The organism is Ideonella azotifigens (genome assembly GCF_021043325.1).
In the GTDB taxonomy this organism is placed as follows: domain Bacteria; phylum Pseudomonadota; class Gammaproteobacteria; order Burkholderiales; family Burkholderiaceae_C; genus Ideonella; species Ideonella azotifigens.
Genome location: NZ_JAJNKD010000007.1, coordinates 159,739 through 176,775 on the forward strand (window position 1 = coordinate 159,739; position 17,037 = coordinate 176,775).

At 69.5% G+C, this 17,037-nt stretch carries 16 protein-coding genes and 1 riboswitch; of the genes, 12 read left to right on the top strand and 4 right to left on the bottom strand.

Annotation, left to right across the window (positions count from 1 at the left end; all coding sequences use genetic code 11):
* The first annotated feature begins 286 nt into the window (after positions 1-286).
* The gene (locus LRH25_RS16615) at positions 287-2,521 is read left to right on the top strand and encodes a hybrid sensor histidine kinase/response regulator (protein WP_231011696.1); all 2,235 of its coding nucleotides are present in this window, start codon (positions 287-289) and stop codon (positions 2,519-2,521) included.
* An 86-nt stretch (positions 2,522-2,607) separates the two neighbouring features.
* Here LRH25_RS16615 and LRH25_RS16620 read toward each other — a convergent pair whose 3' ends face one another.
* The 4 genes from LRH25_RS16620 to LRH25_RS16635 all read right to left on the bottom strand — a co-directional run bounded on the left by LRH25_RS16620 (position 2,608) and on the right by LRH25_RS16635 (position 5,808).
* Positions 2,608-2,874 (bottom strand): RES family NAD+ phosphorylase, encoded by a 267-nt coding sequence (locus tag LRH25_RS16620; RefSeq protein ID WP_211361434.1) that lies wholly within the window; start codon positions 2,872-2,874, stop codon positions 2,608-2,610.
* Entirely contained in the window at positions 2,871-3,326 is a 456-nt protein-coding gene (locus LRH25_RS16625) for an Xre family toxin-antitoxin system antitoxin (RefSeq protein ID WP_141288560.1), read from the bottom strand. The genes LRH25_RS16620 and LRH25_RS16625 overlap by 4 nt, the downstream gene beginning before the upstream one ends.
* 83 nt (positions 3,327-3,409) lie before the next feature.
* Positions 3,410-4,963 (bottom strand): methyl-accepting chemotaxis protein, encoded by a 1,554-nt coding sequence (locus LRH25_RS16630; protein ID WP_141288559.1) that lies wholly within the window; start codon positions 4,961-4,963, stop codon positions 3,410-3,412.
* A gap of 146 nt (positions 4,964-5,109) precedes the next feature.
* Complete coding sequence (locus LRH25_RS16635) at positions 5,110-5,808, bottom strand: TetR/AcrR family transcriptional regulator (protein ID WP_141288558.1); 699 nt, start codon at positions 5,806-5,808, stop codon at positions 5,110-5,112.
* 135 nt (positions 5,809-5,943) lie between these two features.
* On the opposite strand from LRH25_RS16635, the gene LRH25_RS16640 reads away from it, so the two are divergent.
* From LRH25_RS16640 to LRH25_RS16690, 11 genes are all read left to right on the top strand, one after another.
* Positions 5,944-6,372 (top strand): DUF2147 domain-containing protein, encoded by a 429-nt coding sequence (locus tag LRH25_RS16640; protein ID WP_231011697.1) that lies wholly within the window; start codon positions 5,944-5,946, stop codon positions 6,370-6,372.
* A 30-nt stretch (positions 6,373-6,402) separates the two neighbouring features.
* Complete coding sequence (locus LRH25_RS16645) at positions 6,403-7,287, top strand: TorF family putative porin (RefSeq protein ID WP_141288557.1); 885 nt, start codon at positions 6,403-6,405, stop codon at positions 7,285-7,287.
* 19 nt (positions 7,288-7,306) lie between these two features.
* Positions 7,307-8,935, top strand: a complete 1,629-nt coding sequence (locus LRH25_RS16650) for a xylulokinase (RefSeq protein WP_231011699.1) — start codon at positions 7,307-7,309, stop codon at positions 8,933-8,935.
* On the top strand, positions 8,932-9,591 hold the full coding sequence (locus tag LRH25_RS16655) for a class II aldolase/adducin family protein (RefSeq protein ID WP_231011701.1): 660 nt from the start codon (positions 8,932-8,934) through the stop codon (positions 9,589-9,591). Before LRH25_RS16650 ends, LRH25_RS16655 begins: the two co-directional genes overlap by 4 nt.
* Positions 9,588-11,081 carry an aspartate aminotransferase family protein gene (locus tag LRH25_RS16660; protein WP_141291000.1) on the top strand — a complete coding sequence of 498 codons (1,494 nt, stop codon included), beginning with the start codon at positions 9,588-9,590 and terminating at the stop codon, positions 11,079-11,081. The genes LRH25_RS16655 and LRH25_RS16660 overlap by 4 nt, the downstream gene beginning before the upstream one ends.
* The gene (locus tag LRH25_RS16665; protein WP_231011703.1) at positions 11,038-11,724 is read left to right on the top strand and encodes a hypothetical protein; all 687 of its coding nucleotides are present in this window, start codon (positions 11,038-11,040) and stop codon (positions 11,722-11,724) included. The genes LRH25_RS16660 and LRH25_RS16665 overlap by 44 nt, the downstream gene beginning before the upstream one ends.
* 29 nt (positions 11,725-11,753) lie before the next feature.
* Positions 11,754-12,911, top strand: coding sequence for an MFS transporter (locus LRH25_RS33130; RefSeq protein ID WP_310742430.1), 1,158 nt, complete (start codon positions 11,754-11,756; stop codon positions 12,909-12,911).
* A gap of 5 nt (positions 12,912-12,916) precedes the next feature.
* Positions 12,917-13,196: riboswitch (cobalamin riboswitch) on the top strand.
* A 142-nt stretch (positions 13,197-13,338) separates the two neighbouring features.
* Positions 13,339-14,187 (top strand): precorrin-4 C(11)-methyltransferase, encoded by an 849-nt coding sequence (gene cobM, locus LRH25_RS16675; protein ID WP_231011706.1) that lies wholly within the window; start codon positions 13,339-13,341, stop codon positions 14,185-14,187.
* Positions 14,184-15,173: a sirohydrochlorin chelatase gene (locus LRH25_RS16680; protein WP_141291304.1), complete on the top strand. Its 990-nt coding sequence runs from the start codon at positions 14,184-14,186 to the stop codon at positions 15,171-15,173. The genes cobM and LRH25_RS16680 overlap by 4 nt, the downstream gene beginning before the upstream one ends.
* Positions 15,166-15,855 (top strand): precorrin-8X methylmutase, encoded by a 690-nt coding sequence (locus LRH25_RS16685; protein ID WP_211361624.1) that lies wholly within the window; start codon positions 15,166-15,168, stop codon positions 15,853-15,855. The genes LRH25_RS16680 and LRH25_RS16685 overlap by 8 nt, the downstream gene beginning before the upstream one ends.
* Positions 15,852-17,033, top strand: coding sequence for a cobalt-precorrin-5B (C(1))-methyltransferase (locus LRH25_RS16690; RefSeq protein WP_231011708.1), 1,182 nt, complete (start codon positions 15,852-15,854; stop codon positions 17,031-17,033). Before LRH25_RS16685 ends, LRH25_RS16690 begins: the two co-directional genes overlap by 4 nt.
* The last annotated feature ends 4 nt before the right edge of the window (positions 17,034-17,037 follow it).

Here is a 17,037-nt window from a genome sequence, read left to right on the forward strand (position 1 = left end):
TGTATCGGCATGTTGGGCTTTTTCATTGAGGGGCCAAAGCTGGAACAAAGCCGCAAATCCGGCCCAGATCTGTGCTGCCTTGTTCAGCGCTCCTTCGGGTGCTGGGGCCGCGAAACTGCGGGCGGGCGGGCGGGCGCGGCGGGTGTGTCCCGGCAGACAGGGTCGGCGGCCGCGTGCTACAACCGTTGACCCTGAAGCGCCCCCCGGACCTGCCGGGTCCGCGGTGGAAAATGGAAAACGTGGAAAACGTGGAAGACGCGGAAGACGCGCGAGCCAGCCGCCCCCCATGCCCGTGCTGATCAAGGCAGACCCGCCGCCGCGCGCCGAGCGTGGGCGCATGCGCTGGACCTGGCTGGTGCTGGGCGCCAGCGGGCTGCTGATCGCTTCGGCCTGGGCGCTGGGTGGGCTGGCGATCTGGCGGGCGCACGAGGACGCGCTGGCCGACTGGCAGCGTTCGCTGTCCGCGCTGTGCCGGTTGACCAGCCAGCATGCCGACCAGACGATTGCCGCGGCCGACGCGGTGCTGCAGCGGGTGGTCGAAGAAGCCGAGCGGGCCCAGCCGGCCGACGAAGCGGCGCTGCGCCGGCTGATGGGCACGCCCGAGGCCTTTGCCAAGCTGCGGCAGCTCCAGGCCGACCTGCCGCAGGTCGACGTCATCAGCGTCGCGCTGGCCGGCGGCGAGCTGATCAATTTCTCGCGCAGCTTCCCGCCGCCCCAGATCCAGCTCGGCGACCGCGACTACTTCGCGGCCCACGTGGCCGACCCCAGGCTCAAGCTCTACCTGTCGGTGCCGGTGCAGAACCGCGGCAACGGCAGCTGGACCTTCTACATCGCGCGCAAGGTGGCCAATCCGCAAGGCCGCATGATCGGCCTGGCGCTGGTGGGCATCGAGAGCGACTATTTCGGCGAGTTCTACCGCTCCATCAACCTGGGCCAGCGTGAGCCCACGTTGACGCTGCTGCGCCCCGACGGCAGGGTGCTGGCCCGCTATCCGACCAGCGACGCGCTGATGGGCCAACCGGTGCCCGGCGTGGCCCAGCGCCTGGCCGCCATGCCGAATGCCGGCGGCAGCACCGTCACCGAGGTGCTGCGTGGCCCGCGGCCCAGCAACCCCAGCGACACCCGGCTGCGCATCGTCAGCGCGACCATGTCGCCGGCCTACCCGCTGCTGGTCACGATCACCGGCTCCGAGACCCTGGTGCTGGCACGCTGGCAAGAAAGCGCCAGCTGGATCGGCGCCTTCATGCTCGCGGCCACCGCGGCGCTGCTCGCGCTGAGCGCGGCGGTGCACCGTCTGCTGACGCGCCAGGCCCTGGCGCTGGGCCAGCTGATGGTTACCCAGCGCGAGGCCAACGAAGCGCGCAACGCGGCGGACGACGCGAACCGTGCCAAGTCGGCCTTCCTGGCCAGCATGAGCCACGAGATCCGCACGCCGCTCAACGGCGTGCTGGGCATGGCCGACCTGCTGCTGCACACCGAGCTCACGCCGCGCCAGCGAGAGATGGCCCAGGCCGCCTATGGCTCGGGCGAGCTGCTGCTGAAGCTGGTCAACGACGTGCTGGACATCTCCAAGATCGAGGCCGGCGCGGTTGAGCTCGAAGAGATTGCGATGGACCTGCGGGGGCTGATCAACGAGACGTTGCAGGTGTTTGGCGTGCAGGCCCGGCGCAAGGGCATCGAGCTGTCCGGCGAGCTGTCGCCAGACTTGCCGGCTGCCGTGCTGGGCGACCCGGTGCGGCTGCAGCAAGTCTTGTCCAACCTGCTCAGCAACGCGCTGAAGTTCACCGAAGCCGGCCAGGTGCGGCTGGCGGTACGGCCGCTGCCAGGCGAGCAGCCCGGCAGGATCCTGCTGCAGTTCCGCGTGCAGGACAGCGGCATTGGCATCGACCCCTCGGCGCTGCCGCGGCTGTTCCGGCCCTTCAGCCAGGCGGACCGCTCGACCACCCGGCGCTATGGCGGCACCGGCCTTGGCCTGGCCATCGCCCAGGAGCTGGTGCACCTGATGGGGGGCCGGCTGGAGGCCAGCAGCGAGCCCGGGCGTGGCTCGGTTTTCCTGGCCACCTTGCCAATGACGCTGGCCGCCATTTCAGCGCTGCCGGTGGCGCTGGCCGAGACGCCGGCAAGCCCGGCCGAGCAGCCGCGCCGCTTCCAGGGCCGGCGCGTGCTGCTGGCCGAGGACAACGCCGTCAACGCGATGGTGGCGCGGGCCATGCTGGAAGACCTGGGGTTCGAGGTCTTCGAGGCCGCCAACGGCAGGCAGGCCGTGGAGATGGCGCTGCGCCACGATCATGACCTGGTGCTGATGGACTGCCTGATGCCGGAGATGGACGGCTTCGAGGCCACGCGCCGGCTGCGCGAAGCCGGCCTGAACGATTTGCTGATCATTGCCCTCACCGCCAGCGCCATTTCCGGCGACATGGAGCAGTGCATCGCCGTCGGCATGAACGCCTACCTGGCCAAGCCGGTGACACGTTCGGCACTGGAAAGCATGCTGGACCTGTGGATGCCCGCGGCAGCCTGAATCAGGGCGCCTGGCTCATCGCCGCACGTTTCGCGTCAAAGGCGGCAGGCTTTGGAAAATCCAGGGCCGAATTCTCCCGAATAGCCTCACGTCAAGCCGGCTGCGACCCCAAATTTCAGAAAAGCCGCGGGTCGAACTGACTGCCGGTACTGTGGGTGGGCCGGGTTCAGCAGCAGGTTCATCTCCAACGGCGCGACGAACGAAGGGACCCACAGCGCCAGGCTCGCGCCCGATTGCAGCCAGGCCATGCCGATGCGCTGGCTGATGGACTGGTCGTCACGCCAGTTCGCCAGCAGGGCCGAAGGGGCGGGCTGTGGCGCGGGGCAGTGGCCGATCCGCCAGACGCTGGTCAAGCCGCGCCGCCGTACTTGATGGCCAGCAGAAGGTCCCTGACGCGCTCGCCGCCGAAGGAGGTCTTGGCGGCTTCCAGCGGGCTGTCGCCTTCGAGCAGCGGGTTTGGTTTGCCCAGCCAGGCCATCGCACCCGCCGGGCACTCGAAGGTGTCCAGCGCCAGGTGCTGCAGTTCCAGCAGGCGCGACATGCTTTCGGCCGAATGGGTGGGCAACGGACGGTCGCTGGCGATCAGGCGGGCGGCTGTCGTGCGGTCCAGGTCGAGGTATTCGGCCAGCGCACCTTTGCCCAGGCCCAGGTATTTGCAGACCGGATCGATGGCCCGGCTGGAAATGCCCTGCTTATCCAGTTTGTGGTCCAGCTCCGGGCCAATCAGGAGGCCGGCCGCATCAGCCTCGGGCACGGGGTAGCGCTTGCGTGCCTCCTGCACTTGCAGTGGTGCCAGGGACAACAAGGCGGTCAGGATTGCAACATGATCTGTGCTCGGCCCTTGGCGCCACCGGTGATGCCTTGCGGCGGCCCCTGGGCGCCCGTCGGTCAGGCCGCCAGCTGGAAGCGGCGCACCGAGTGGGCCAGGCGTTCGGCCTGCTGGCTCAGCGCTTGCGCCGCGGCAGCGCTCTGCTCCACCAGTGCAGAATTCTGTTGGGTCATCTGGTCCAGTTGGGTCACGGCGATGTTCACCTGGCCGATGCCGTCGTGCTGCTCACCGGCAGCAGCAGAGATCTCGCCGATGATGTCCGAGACGCGCTGCACCGAGCCCACCAGCTCCTGCATCGTGCGGCCTGCATCCGCCACCAGCGCGGTGCCGCTGTCCACCCGCTCTGCCGAGGCGCCGATCAGGGCCTTGATTTCCTTGGCAGCCTGGGCCGAACGCTGGGCCAGCGTGCGCACTTCGCTGGCCACCACGGCGAAGCCGCGGCCCTGCTCGCCTGCGCGGGCCGCTTCCACGGCCGCGTTCAGCGCCAGGATGTTGGTCTGGAAGGCAATGCCGTCGATCACGCCGATGATGTCCACCACGCGCTTCGATGAGCTGTTGATGTCGCCCATGGTGGCGACTACCTGGGAGACGACAGCGCCGCCGCGGGCAGCCACTTCGGCGGCCGAGGCGGCCAGCTGGCTGGCCTGCCGGGCGTTGTCGGTACTGTGGCCCACGGTGGCCGTCAGCTGCTCCATGGCCGAAGCGGTTTCCTGCAGGTTGCTGGCGGTCTGCTCGGTGCGCAGGCTCAGGTCCTGGTTGCCGGAGGCGATTTCACGGCTGGCAATGCCCATGCTGTCGGTCGAATCGCGGATGCCATGGATCATCTGGGCCAGGGCATTGCGCATCTGCGCCAGCGCGGTGAGCAACTGGCCGGTTTCGTCATGGCGGGCGGGCGGCGCGCTGCCCTGCTCTCGCAGGTCGCCAGCGGCCACGCGCTGGGCCTCGGCCACGGCATGTCGGAGTGGCCCGGTCACGCTGCGGGTGATGGACCAGGCGCAGAACATGCCCAGGATCAGCGCCAGGCCGCCCAGCGCCAGCAGATGCTGGCGGGCCGCAGCGGCGTCTTTGTCGATGTCGGAACGCAAGCTGTCGATCTGTGCCCGCTCCGCATCCAGCAGGCCTTGCAAGGTTTCGAGATAGGCCTTGCCTGCGGGCATGAAGCTGCGCTCGAACAAGGCTTCGGCCTGGCCCGGGTCCTGGGCCTTGGTGGCGACGATCTCGTCGCGCGCTGCGACATAGCGCTTGCGCACCGTCATCACCTCTTGGTAGAGCTGGCGTTCCTGGTCGCTGCGCAGCAGCGCTTCCAGGCGCTGCGTCAGCTCGGTGATCTTGGTCGTGGCCTCCTTGTTCTCGGGCGCAAAGAAGGCAGCCAGAGAGGGGTCGGCGCTCTTCACGATCGCGGTGGTGCGGCGCACGCTGGTATGGATGCCCCGATACCAGTCGGAAACGATGCGCTCCTTGGCCAGTGGCTCGTCCATCATGTTGTGCATCGCGCGCATGGTGCTGTCCAGTCGCCACCAGGCGCTGGTGGTGATCACGATCAGCAAGGTGAGGACGGCGGCGAACCCCAGGCTGAGCCGGGTGCCGATTTTCCAGTGGGTCCAGGTGTTCATTGGGGCGCCTCTTTGGACAGCGTGTGTGGGGGAACCCCAGCATGCAAGCGGGCATGCATCAGAGCTTTCACCGCTATCGGCGCCTGTTTTCCAAGCTTGAGCAAGCTGCTCGGTCTTGGAAGCTTGAGTCCCCAATTTGTGGCGGATCAGGCCTTGTTTCGACCCGCCAAGGCGGTGCGGCGAGCGGCTGGCCTCTTCGCCAGCCCGGGCCGGATGCGTTCCAGGTGGCTGAGCAGCATGCCGGCCACGGTGCGGGCCACGGCCTGTTCGTCCAGGGCTTCGTCGAACAGCATTTCGACGGTGGCATAGATCAGCTCCACGACGATGCGGCTGGCCAGCCGCAGCTCGGCCTTGTTGGCCTGCGGCAGCGCCTGCGCCAGCAGCTCGGTCTGGGCCGCGGTGACTTCGGCATGCGAGGCCAGGCGCACCTGCTGCAGCGCGGGCACCGCGCGCAGCGCCCGCATGATCCACACGCCGCCCACGGTCTGCGCGGTGACGCGGTAGGTGTCCAGCACCAGGCCGGCCACCGCGTCTTCCAGCGCCTGCGGGCTGCCGGCAAACAGCTCGACGCTGATCCAGCGGCCCACCAGCTCGTTTTGCTGCTGCATCAGGCGCTGGCCGAGTTCGGACAGCAGTGCGTACTTGTTCGGGAAGTAGCGGTACAGGGCCGGTGGGCTCAAGCCGGCGCGCTCGCACACCAGGTTGGTCGACAGGCGCTCGATGCCCACGTCGGCCAGCGTGTGCGCCGTGACTTCCAGGATGCGCTCGTAGGTTTCCGTGGCGCGCGCCTGCGCGGGCTGTTTCTTGGTCGCCAGCGAAGGCGCGGGTTTGCGGGTAGCGGGCATCGGGTTCAGCAGGTCTGTTCGGGATTGTCCCAGCGAAAGGACGCCGGAAGAGTAGACAAAAACGATAGTCATCGCTATAAACTAGCCATGACTACCTGATGACGTTCTGATCCACCTCAAGCCTGGAGCGTTCCGATGCCAAAGATGTTTTGTTCGGTGCTGTGTTCGCTGGTGTCTGCGCTGGCCGGCGCGTCCTGTTGGGCCGCGGGGCCGGAAGAGGCCCAAGGCCTGTGGATGACGGCCGAGAAGGACGCGGTGATCGAGTTCAAGCCCTGTGCCGACCAGGCCGGCGCGCTGTGCGGCCGCATCGTCTGGGACAAGGACGCCGGCACGCCGGCCGACACCTGCGGCGTGCAGATCGCCCAGCTGGCGCGCTACGAGAACGAGGCCTGGCGCGATGGCTGGGTCTACGACCCGCGCGACAAGAAGAAATACAAGGGCGTGGTGCGCATCAAGTCGGGCGACCTGGCCATCCGCGCCTTCGTGGGCGTGGAGGTGCTGGGCCAGACCGAACTGCTCAAGCGGGTTGCCGCGCTGCCCGCGGCCCCGGCCTGCAAACCCTGACCTGTCCACCCACCGGAGGAGACGACATCCATGCCCACGCCCCGTTTGCTCATCGCCGCCCTGGCCCTGGCCCTGCCCTTGGCCGCGGCCTTGCCGGCGCACGCGGAGTCCGACACCGCCAGCTTCGCGGTCGACACCTCGCTCAAGCTCAGCTCGGACCAGCGCACCCGCGGCATTTCCGATTCGCTGAAAAAGCCCGGCCTGCGCCTGAGCGTGGAGGCGGCGCACGAGAGCGGGCTGATCGGCCTGATCGAGGTGGCGACCGTCAGCAAGAAGCAGTTCCTCGAAGGCGACGGCCTGGGCTTCACGGTGGCCGGTGGCTACCGCTTTGGCGACCCGGAGGGCTGGCACTTCGGCCTGGGCCTGGCGACCGAGTTTTTCCCTGGCGCGAAGTTCGACGCACCGCACGGTTTCGACTTCGAGACCTTCACGCCCACCGACGTGCGCAGCAGCAACTTCAACAGCAAGTTCGCGGTGCTGGAGATCAACTACGGCGAGCTCGAAGGCCGGGTGCTGAACGTCATCTCCAAGACCTATCGCGGGGCGGACACCGGCGGCGTCTGCGGCACCATGCTGGCGCTGAACCCGGACCCGACGCCAGGCCTGGCCTGCTACGCCCGCGGCGACCAGAACTCGCGCGGCAGCTGGCTGTTCGACCTGGGCTACAAGTTCAACCTGGCGCCTGCCACCACGCTGAACCTGCATGCCGGCCTGCAGAAGATCAAGCACTTCAAGGAAGCCGATTTCTCGGACTACAGCATCGGCATCACCCACAAGCAATGGGGCTTCGAGTGGAACGCCGACTGGATGACCAGCAACACCAAGGCGCGCGAGCTCTACCTGGCGGTGGACGGTTCCAAGCTGCGCGCCACCGACGACAACCGCTTCGTCGTCTCGGTGCTGCGGCGCTTCTGATCCTGGTCACCCGCTGTCCATGCCACCGCTCTCCGATGCGCGCCTGATCCTCGCGGTTGACCTCGGCACCTCCGGCTGCAAGTGCGCGCTGGTCTCGCTGGACGGTGTGGTCGTCGCCTGGGCGTTCCGCCCGGTGGCGCTGCGTGTGCAGGGTGCGCTGGCCGAGCAGCAGCCGGAGGACTGGTGGGCGGCCTTGCTGGGCGCCGCGGGCGAGCTGCTGGCGGCTGATGCGGCGCGGCGTGCGCGCGTGGTGGCCGTCTGCTGCTCCACGCAGACGGAGGTGACGGTCTGCGTGGACAAGGCAGGCCAGGCCATCAGCCCGGCGATGAGCTGGCTGGATTCGCGCGGTGCCGCGGCCATCGCCCGCCGTGCGCGTGGCAAGCTGCTGAACATCGAAGGCTACGGGCCGCTGAAGCTGTGGCGCTGGCTGCGGTTGACCGGCGGCGCGCCGTCGGCCACCGGCCGGGACGCCGCCGGCCACATGGCCTACATCCGCGATGAAGAGCCGCAGCGCTACGCCCGCACGCACAAGTTCCTCAACGCGCTGGACTACCTGAACCTGCGCCTGACCGGCCGCTGCTGCGCGACGCAGGACGCGATGCTCACCGCCTGGGTCACCGACAACCGCGACGTGGAAAACCTGCGCTACGACGCCGGCCTGATCCGCATGCTGCGCATCGACGCCGACAAGCTGCCGCCGCTGGTGAAGTCCACAGCCATCCTCGGCCCGCTGCTGCCCGAGGTGGCGGCGGCGCTGGGGCTGCCGGCCAGCACCGTGGTGGTGGCCGGCGCGATGGACAACTCGGCGGTGGCGGTCGGCGCCGCGGTGGGCGACCATCAAGCCCACCTCTATTTAGGTACTTCTTCATGGCTGGGTGCCCATGTGCCGAAGATGAAGACCGATGTGCGCCACAAGCTCGCGGCCGTGCCCTGCGCGGTCACCGGCCGCTACCTGGCGATGGCGCTGCAGTCGACTGCCGGCGCCAACCTCTCGTTCCTGCGCGACCGCATCCTCTACCACCCCGACGAGCTGGCCAGCGACGAAGAGCACCCCGCCGTCTACGAGCTGCTGAACAAGATCGCCGCGCGCGTGCCGCCCGGTGCGCGCGGGCTGATCTACACGCCCTGGCTGATGGGTGAGCGCACGCCGGTGGACGACCCACACCTGCGTGCCGGGCTGCTGAACCTGTCGCTGGCGCATTCGCGCGAAGACATCTTCCGCGCCTTCCTCGAAGGCGTGGCGCTGAACACGCGCTGGATGCTGGAGCCGTTTGCGCGGCTGCTGGGCCGAGACGTGGGCACCATCACGGCGGTTGGTGGCGGCGCGCAGTCGGACGTCTGGTGCCAGATCATGGCCGACGTGACCGGCCAGCCCATTCGCCAGTTGGCCAGCCCGATCCAGGCCAATGCCATTGGCGCGGCCTTCATTGCCGCGGTGGCGCTGGGCGAGCTGAGATTCGATGAGCTGGACGGCATGCGGCGCGTGCGCGCGACCTACGCGCCCAACCTCGCACTGCAGCGCCTGCACCAGGACCAGTTCGAGACCTTCAAGGAAGTGCGCACCCGGCTCGCGCCGCTGTACCGCCGGCTGAACACGCCCCAGCCCGGCGCGTTGCCGGTGCCTGCCGCGCTGGAGTCCGCCGCATGAAACACGCTGCCGAACGCCAGACCGTGGTGGACCTGTGCCTGGCGCTGTCGCACCAAGGCTTTTTCGCCGGCACCGGCGGCAACCTGGCGCTGCGCATCGACGCGCAGCACTTCGCCGTCACGCCTTCGGCCACCGACTACCACGCGATGGCTGCGGCCGACGTGGCAGTGCTGCGGCTGGCCGACCTGGCGCAGCTCGAAGGCGCGCGCGCGCCATCGGTGGAAACAGGGCTGCATGCGCGTTTGCTGCGCGCCCGGCCCGACGTGGGCTGCAGCATCCACACGCACCAACCGGTCGCCAGCGCCTGCGCGCTGCTGGGCCAGGCGCTGGCCGTGCCGCCCGCGCTGCGCGGCTCGCTGGGCCAGCGCGTGCCGGTGGTCGGCTATGCGCCTTCGGGCACCGGCTGGCTCGCGGCCAAGCTGGGCCGCGCGCTGCGGCCCGACGTGCACGCCTACTTGATGCGCAACCACGGCATCCTGTGCTGCGGCGCCGGCATTGATCAGGCGATGCGCGCGGTCGTGGACCTGGAGGCGCTGGCGCATGCCGAACTGGCGCGGCGCATTGCCGAACGCGCCGCCAACCTTGCCTTGCAACCCGCGCTGACGCGGGTGCTGAACGCGCTGGCTGCGCAACCGACGATTGAACCGATGCCATGAGCGCGCTGACCTCCGACCCCATTGCCTTTCCCGCCACTGCAGCGGCACCTCGGCCTGCGATCTCGGCCTGGCCCGAGGTTGGCACGCTGTACCGGCGCTTCAGCGAGCTGGTCCAGCAGCCGATGCGGCCGATCCGTCCGCCCGAGATGGCCCGCGTGATGCGCTACTTCGATGAGCGCTGCCAGGGCTCCAGGCGCCTGGCCGAACGGGCGCAGGCAGTGATCCCCGGTGGCGTGCAGCACAACCTGGCCTTCAACCATCCGTTTCCGCTGGCCGTGGCCAAGGCCGAAGGCGCGCACCTGACCGATGTGGACGGCAACCGCTACATCGATTTCCTGCAGGCCGGCGGCCCCACGCTGCTGGGCAGCAAGCACCCGGCGGTGCGGCAGAAGGTCAACGAGGTGCTGGACGCCTGCGGCCCGGTCACCGGCCTGCTGCATGAATACGAGGTCAAGCTGGCCGAGCTGGTCTGCAGCGTGATGCCGGGCGTGGACATGCTGCGGCTGCTGGGCTCGGGCACCGAGGCGGTGATGGGCGCGGTGCGGCTGGCGCGGGCCTACACGCGCAGGAAGTGGATCGTCAAGATTGGCGGCGCGTACCACGGCTGGAGCGACCAGCTGGTCTACGGCATGCGCCTGCCCGGCACCGGCCGAATGGAGGCCGTCGGCATTCCGCACGGTGTGACCGGCCATACGCAGGAATGCCACCCGAACGACCTGGAAGCGCTGCGCCGCAAACTGCAATGGAACCGCCTGCGCGGCGGCACTGCGGCCGTGCTGCTGGAGCCGCTGGGCCCGGAGAGCGGCACACGCCCGGTGCACCCTGGCTACAACGCCGAGGTGCGCAAGCTCTGCGATGAATTCGGCGCGCTGCTGATCTTCGACGAGGTCGTCACCGGCTTTCGTCTCGGCATGGGCGGCGCGCAGGCCTATTTCGGCGTCACGCCGGATCTGACGGTGCTGGGCAAATGCCTCACCGGCGGCTACCCGATGGCCGGCGCCATCGGCGGCCGCAAGGACGTGATGATGCTGCTGGTCGGTGGCATCGGCACCACCGCGCGGCGGGCGTTTGTCGGCGGCACGCTGTCGGCCAACCCACTCTCGTGCGTGGCGGGGTACTACGCGCTGAAGGAGGCGCAGCGCTGCGACGCGGCGGGCGTGGCCGGCCGTGCGGGCGACCGGCTGCGCAAGGGGCTGGACGAGATCATCCAGCGCCGCGCGCTGCCCTACGTGGCCTACAACATGGGCTCCATCGTGCACCTGCAGACCTCGGGCGTGCTGTTGATGGACACCGGCAACCTCTACAAGCTCTGGCGCGCCAAGGACGAGGCCAAGGCCCGCAAGCACATGATGGAGGAGATGGGCGCGGCCTACACCGCGCACGGCCTGGTCACGCTGGCCGGCAGCCGCATCTACACCAGCCTGGCCGACACCGACGAGGTCATCGATGACGCCCTCAACCGCTTCGATGATGTCTTCGGCTGCGTCTGACCTGGACGCTGCATGGTGGCCGCTGTTCGTGCGGCTGCAGGCGCGCGGCGTGATGGGCCAGGTCGGCGAAAGCGTCGCCAGCCTGTCGCTGCGCCTGCCGGGGGAAGAAGCCATGTGGTGGAACAGCACAGGCACCCACATGCCGCGCAGTGTGGCATGGCAAGGCGTCAACGCGCCGGCCGTCTGGCCAGGCGATGCCCGCACGCACGCGGCGATCTACCGGCTGCGGCCGGACGTGGGCGCCATCGCCATCGGCGGCGGCCCGTTCGGGCTGTGCCTGCCGGACTTTGGCGGCACCATGCCCACCGTCTTCGACGAACAGGCGCGGCACCTCGGCCGCATGGGCCCGGCCGTGAACGACCCGGCCGAACTGGGCCGGTCCCTGGCGGCTGGCGGCAACGCGCTGTTGCTGCAAGGCCGCGTCGTCTGCCTGGGCGCCACCGCGACACGGCTGGCGCTGAATGCCGAGCTGTTCGAAAAATGCGCCAAGGCCTTTGTGCTGGCTGCCGCCACCGGCGGCAAGGTCAGGCCCTTGCCGTGGCTGGTGCGCACCATTGCCAACGGCCGGTTGATGAAGGACGAGCAGCGGGCCATGGCACGCTTTGCGCAAGCCCTGTTGCCCGAAGAGGCAAAAGGCTATTGATCCACGAGGGTAATGGCGGAGGAGTGAGCATGAGCCGGAACGAAGGTGAGGCCTGGTCCACGGCGCAGGTCGCGGCGGCACTGGCGGTGGGCGCCATCGCGGTGCTGATCATCGGCACCCAGCCCATCGTGCTGGGCGCGCTGCTGGAGGCCAAGGCGTTGACGCTGGAAGGCGTGGGCCTGGTGGCGATGGGCGAGATCGTCGCGGTCGGCCTGGGCGTGGTGCTGGGCGACGCGCTGCTGCCGGGGGCGCAGTTGCGGCGCATCACCATCATTGCGGCGCTGCTTACGGCGGCCCTGGACCTGCTGACGCTGCGCGCCGTGGGCGACAGCGCGCTGATCGCCGTGCGCGCCGCGGCGGGTCTCGCCGAAGGCGTGCTGGTCTGGGGCACGACCGGCGTGATCGTGCGCTGCGCCCAGCCGGCGCGCATTGGCGGCGTGTTTTTCGTGGTGCAGACGCTGGCGCAGGCCGCGCTCGGGCTGGTGCTGGCCAAGGCGGTGGTGCCGCCGTGGGGCTGGCAGGGTGCGTTTGTCGCGCTGGCACTGCTGTCGGCGCTGGTGTGCGTGCTGGCCTGGCTGCAGCCGGCGAAGCTGGCGCCGCTGGCCCCGGCGGCTGCCTCGGGCTTTCGCTGGTCACTGGCCACCGCGCTGCCGCTGGCGGTGGTCTTCCTGCAGCTGGCCACGCTGGGCGCGTTCTGGGCCTACCTGGACCCGCTGGCGCAGGCCGCAGGATTCGATGCCCAAGCCGCGCAGACCTTGATTGCCGGCGTGCTGGTGATGCAGGTGATCGGCGGCAGCGTGGGCTCGCTGGCAGTGCGCCGCTGGCCGGTGTTGCCGCTGCTGGCGCTGGCCTCGGCGCTGCTGGCCGCCGCCACGCTCACGGTGCACAGCCTGCCACCGGGCCGGCCGCAGGCCTTTGCACTGGCCTGCGCGGTGTTTGGCTTCGTCTGGCTGTTCATGCTGCCCTTCCACATCGGCCTGGCCTTCCGTGCCGATGCCAGTGGACGCCTGGCCGGCCTGGTGCCCGCGGCGCAGTTGCTGGGCAGTGCGTTTGGCCCGCTGGTGGCGTCCTTCATGGTACAGGGCGAAGATGCCAGCCCAGTGCCGCTGGCCAGCGCCGGCTTTGCCGTGCTGGCCGCGCTGCTGTTGCTCGGCACCCGGCGCGCGGTGGCCGTGGCGCCGGCCTAGCCGTTACACTGCCACCAGCTTCAGGTGTCTTGCCAGGCCTTCGGGTTGGGCAAGATGAAACGGGAAGCCGGTGCGCAAGAAACCCCAGGGTTCTTCCAATTCCGGCGCTGCCCCCGCAACGGTAAGCGAGTTTCTGGCAGCCGATCGGCGACGGGCCTGGCCCGGCGTTTCGACCACTGCGCCCGACAATCAAGGGTGTGGGAAGGGGATCGGCGGCCAGCCGGCGTGCACCTGCATGCCCGGCGGCTCGCGAGCCCGGAGACCGGCCTGTCGCATGTGAGCAGGCCGTTGCGGTGGGCGATGGGGTGCATGCGCCACCACGTCCGGGCAACCGGGCCCTCCAGCGCGTCCATCCCCGTTTTTCGTCTTCGTTTCGTCCTGCGCTTTTGCAGCGCCATGCCCGGTGGGGGCGACGGAGGAAGACGAGATGCACCTGGCACCCGATGCGCCGGCACCCGAGAGGCCTGTGGCCGCCGCACGCCCGGGCACGGTCTGGTTCGTTGGCGCCGGCCCGGGCGACCCGGACCTGATCACGGTCAAGGGCCGCGGCCTTATCGAACGCGCTGGCGCCATCCTGTTCGCCGGCTCGCTGGTCAGCGAAGCCGCCACGCGCTGGGCGCCAGCCGGCTGCGAGATCGCCGACTCCAAGGACATGACGCTGGGCGAGATGGTCGCCTGGCTGACCGAGCGCGCCAGCCGCCATGCGACCGTGCTGCGCCTGCAGACCGGCGACCCGGCGCTGTACGGCACGCTGATCGAGGTGGTGCAGCCGCTGGACGCCGCCGGCATCCCGATCGGCGTGGTCCCGGGCGTGTCTTCGGCCATGGCCTCGGCCGCCGCGGCGGTCGAAAGCTTCACGCTGCCCGAGGTCACGCAGACGACGATCTTCACCCGCGTGGAGGGCCGCACGCCCATGCCGGCCGGCGAATCGCTGGCCGAGCTGGCGGCGCACCGTTGCACGCTGTGCATCTTCCTGTCCATCACCTTGCTGCACAAGGTCGAGGCAGGCCTGCGCGAAGCCGGCTGGCCGGAAGACGCACCGGTGCTGGTGGTGCACAAGGCCAGCTGGCCGGGCGAAGAGCGCATCGTGCGCGGCACGGTGGCCACCATCAAGCAGCTGTGCCGCGAGGCCGGCATCGTCAGCCAGGCCATGGTCATCGCCAGCCCCACGCTGGGCGCGCGCGGCTGGGCCGAGCTCACCAAATCCAAGCTGTACGACGCCACGTTCACGCACCGCTTCCGGCGCGCGAGCGAAGCCACGAAGGAAACCTCATGAACGACATCGTGCCCATCGCACTGCAAACCGCCGCGCACACCCACGCCGCACTGACCGATACGGTCCTGATCATCGGGCATGGGTCAAGAGAACGCAGCGGCAACGACGAGATCGAGCTGTTCGCCGCGCAGTGGCGAGCCAGGCACCCCGAATGGCGCATCGAGGTCTGCTTCATCGAATTCGCCGAGGTGATGCTGGAAGCCGGCCTGCGCCGCGCCGCAATCGGCAGCCGGCGCGTGCTGGTGCTGCCGTTGATCCTCAACGCGGCCGGCCACGCGAAGATGGAGATCCCCGAGCACATCGCCGAGGCGCGGGCCGAAAGCCCGGGCGTGCAGTTCCTCTACGCGCCGCACCTGGGTGCCGGCGAACAAATCCTGAAAATCCTCCGCCGCCAGCTGCGCAGCGCGATGAACACGCTGGACATGCCAGACCCGACCGGCACCGGCGTGATCGTGCTGGGCCGCGGCTCGTCGGACCGCGGCGCCAATGGCGAGCTGGCCAAGATGGCGCGCTGGCTGCTGGAAGAGACTGACCACGAGCTGGTGGACCTGGCCTTCACCGGCATCACCTGGCCGCGGCTGGAAAAGGTCGTGCAGCGCCAGGTGCTGCTGGGCATGCGGCAGATCGTCGTGCTGCCGTATTACCTGTTCACCGGCACGCTGGTGCAGCGCATCGGCCGGCAGATCGATCACCTGCGCCTGCAGTACCCGCATGTGCGCTTTGCCAGCGGCCACTACTTCGGTTTCGAGCCCGAAATCTTCGGGCTGATGGACCAGCGCGTGCACGACCTGCTGGACGGCGCGCCCGAAGCGCTGATGCCTTGCGACGGCTGCAAGTTCCGCCTCTTCGCCGAGGAGCACGGCCAGGGCCACCATCACCACGACGACGGCCACGTGCCGGCGCAGGCGCATGACCATGCACATGAGCACGGGCATGCACACGACCGTGCGCACGGCCACGACCACGCGGGCCACAGCCATGCCTGAGATCCCGAACGGCAACGTCGTCACCGAGCAGCTGACGGCGGCCGGCCGCGCGATCGAGCACGACTCGTTTGCGGTGATCGACGCCGAGGTCGGACCGCAGGCCTTCTACACGTCCGCCCAGTGGTCCATCGTGCGCCGCATGATCCACGCCAACGCCGATTTCGACTTCAACGGCCTGACCGACTTCCACCCCGACGCGGTGGCCGCCGGGCTGCGCGCGGTGCTGGCCGGCGGCGCGCCGGTGGTGGCGGACGTGGAGATGATCTGCGTGGGCCTCTCGCGCCCGCGGCTGGCCCACTTCGGCATGGCCACGCACCAGTTCATCAGCGACGCGGACGTGATCGCCCAGGCCACCGCCGAGGGCACGACGCGCGCCGTGCAGGCCATGCGCCAGGCCCATCGCCACGGCCTGCTGGACGGCGCCATCGTCGGCATCGGCAATGCGCCCACGGCCTTGATCGAGCTGGTGCGGCTGATTCGCGAAGAGGGCGTGAAGCCGGCGCTGGTCGTCGGCATGCCGGTGGGCTTTGTCTCGGCGGCCGAGTCCAAGGACCTGATGGCCACGGTGAACGAGGTGCCGTGGATCGTGATCCGCGGTCGCAAGGGCGGCTCGACGCTGGTCGTCGCCGCCATCCATGCGCTGCTCGGCCTGGCCGAAGCGCAGGAGCGCAGCTCGTCATGATGGAAAAGACCGCCAAGCGCGGCACCCGCACGGGCTTCACCACCGGCGCCTGCTCGGCGGCGGCGGCGCGCGCGGCGGTGCTGGGCCTGGTGGACGGCGAGGTGCCGGCCGAGGTCGATTGCGACCTGCCCAACGGCCAGCGCGTGCGCTTCGCGGTCACCGAACCACGCTGCGAAGGCCAGGGCTGGGCGCGCTGCGCGCACGCGGTCGTCATCAAGGACGCCGGCGACGATCCGGACTGCACTGACAAGGCCTGGCTCACCGCCGACGTGGCGCTGCGCCCCGAGCTGCCCGGCCAGGTGCTGCTGCTGGGCGGCTTTGGCGTCGGCACCGTCACGCTGCCGGGCCTGGGCCTGGCGGTCGGCGGCCCGGCTATCAACCCGGTGCCGCGGCAGAACATCGAGGCCAATGTGCGCACTGCCGCAGGCGCCTTGCTGGACGAATGCGGCCTGGCGGTGACCATCTCGGTGCCGCAAGGCCTGGACATGGCCAGGAAGACGCTGAACGCGCGGCTGGGCATCCTGGGCGGCATCTCCATCCTCGGCACCACCGGCATCGTGCGGCCGTATTCGACGGCCGCCTACCGGGCCAGCGTGGTGCAGGGCGTGGAAGTGGCGGCCACGACAGGCGCCGGCATGGTGGTGCTGACCACCGGCGGCCGGACCGAGAAGTTCGCCATTGCCGAGCGCCCCGGCCTGCCTGAGGCCTGTTTCGTGCAGATGGGCGACTTCCTGCGCTACGCGCTGGACACCTCGGTCAAGGTCGGCCTGAAGCACATCGTCATTGGCGGCATGGTCGGCAAGCTGACCAAGATCGCGCAGGGCGAAACGATTACCCACGCCAACCGCGCCGAGGTCGACACCGGCCTGCTGGCCGAGCTGGCCGCGCGCATCGGCGCGCCGCCGGACGAATGCGCGGCGATTGCCGCGGCCGAGACGGCACGCTTTGCGTCCGAGCGCATGACAGCGCTGGGTCTGCTCGAACCCTTCCACCAGGCGCTGGCCGAGAAGGTCGTCGAAACCGTGATCGGCCGCTACCCGGGCCGCTTCCAGCTCGACGTGCTGGTCTGCGACTTCGATGGCCACAAGATCGCCGAGGCTTCCTCCGGCCCACTGGCCGAAGACCCGACGCTGCCTGCTTTTGAACCCGAACACGACCCCGCTGGGGAGGACGATTGACCAT

Excerpts from the sequence above, each read along its gene's own strand:
- LRH25_RS16615 (WP_231011696.1), top strand. The coding sequence starts at position 287 with ATGCCCGTGCTGATCAAGGCAGACCCGCCGCCGCGCGCCGAGCGTGGG.
- LRH25_RS16645 (WP_141288557.1), top strand. The coding sequence starts at position 6,403 with ATGCCCACGCCCCGTTTGCTCATCGCCGCCCTGGCCCTGGCCCTGCCC.
- LRH25_RS16655 (WP_231011701.1), top strand. The coding sequence starts at position 8,932 with ATGAAACACGCTGCCGAACGCCAGACCGTGGTGGACCTGTGCCTGGCG.
- LRH25_RS16635 (WP_141288558.1), bottom strand. The coding sequence starts at position 5,808 with ATGCCCGCTACCCGCAAACCCGCGCCTTCGCTGGCGACCAAGAAACAG.
- LRH25_RS33130 (WP_310742430.1), top strand. The coding sequence starts at position 11,754 with ATGAGCCGGAACGAAGGTGAGGCCTGGTCCACGGCGCAGGTCGCGGCG.
- LRH25_RS16640 (WP_231011697.1), top strand. The coding sequence starts at position 5,944 with ATGCCAAAGATGTTTTGTTCGGTGCTGTGTTCGCTGGTGTCTGCGCTG.
- LRH25_RS16660 (WP_141291000.1), top strand. The coding sequence starts at position 9,588 with ATGAGCGCGCTGACCTCCGACCCCATTGCCTTTCCCGCCACTGCAGCG.
- LRH25_RS16680 (WP_141291304.1), top strand. The coding sequence starts at position 14,184 with ATGAACGACATCGTGCCCATCGCACTGCAAACCGCCGCGCACACCCAC.
- LRH25_RS16665 (WP_231011703.1), top strand. The coding sequence starts at position 11,038 with ATGACGCCCTCAACCGCTTCGATGATGTCTTCGGCTGCGTCTGACCTG.
- LRH25_RS16650 (WP_231011699.1), top strand. The coding sequence starts at position 7,307 with ATGCCACCGCTCTCCGATGCGCGCCTGATCCTCGCGGTTGACCTCGGC.
- LRH25_RS16690 (WP_231011708.1), top strand. The coding sequence starts at position 15,852 with ATGATGGAAAAGACCGCCAAGCGCGGCACCCGCACGGGCTTCACCACC.
- LRH25_RS16630 (WP_141288559.1), bottom strand. The coding sequence starts at position 4,963 with ATGAACACCTGGACCCACTGGAAAATCGGCACCCGGCTCAGCCTGGGG.
- cobM (WP_231011706.1), top strand. The coding sequence starts at position 13,339 with ATGCACCTGGCACCCGATGCGCCGGCACCCGAGAGGCCTGTGGCCGCC.
- LRH25_RS16685 (WP_211361624.1), top strand. The coding sequence starts at position 15,166 with ATGCCTGAGATCCCGAACGGCAACGTCGTCACCGAGCAGCTGACGGCG.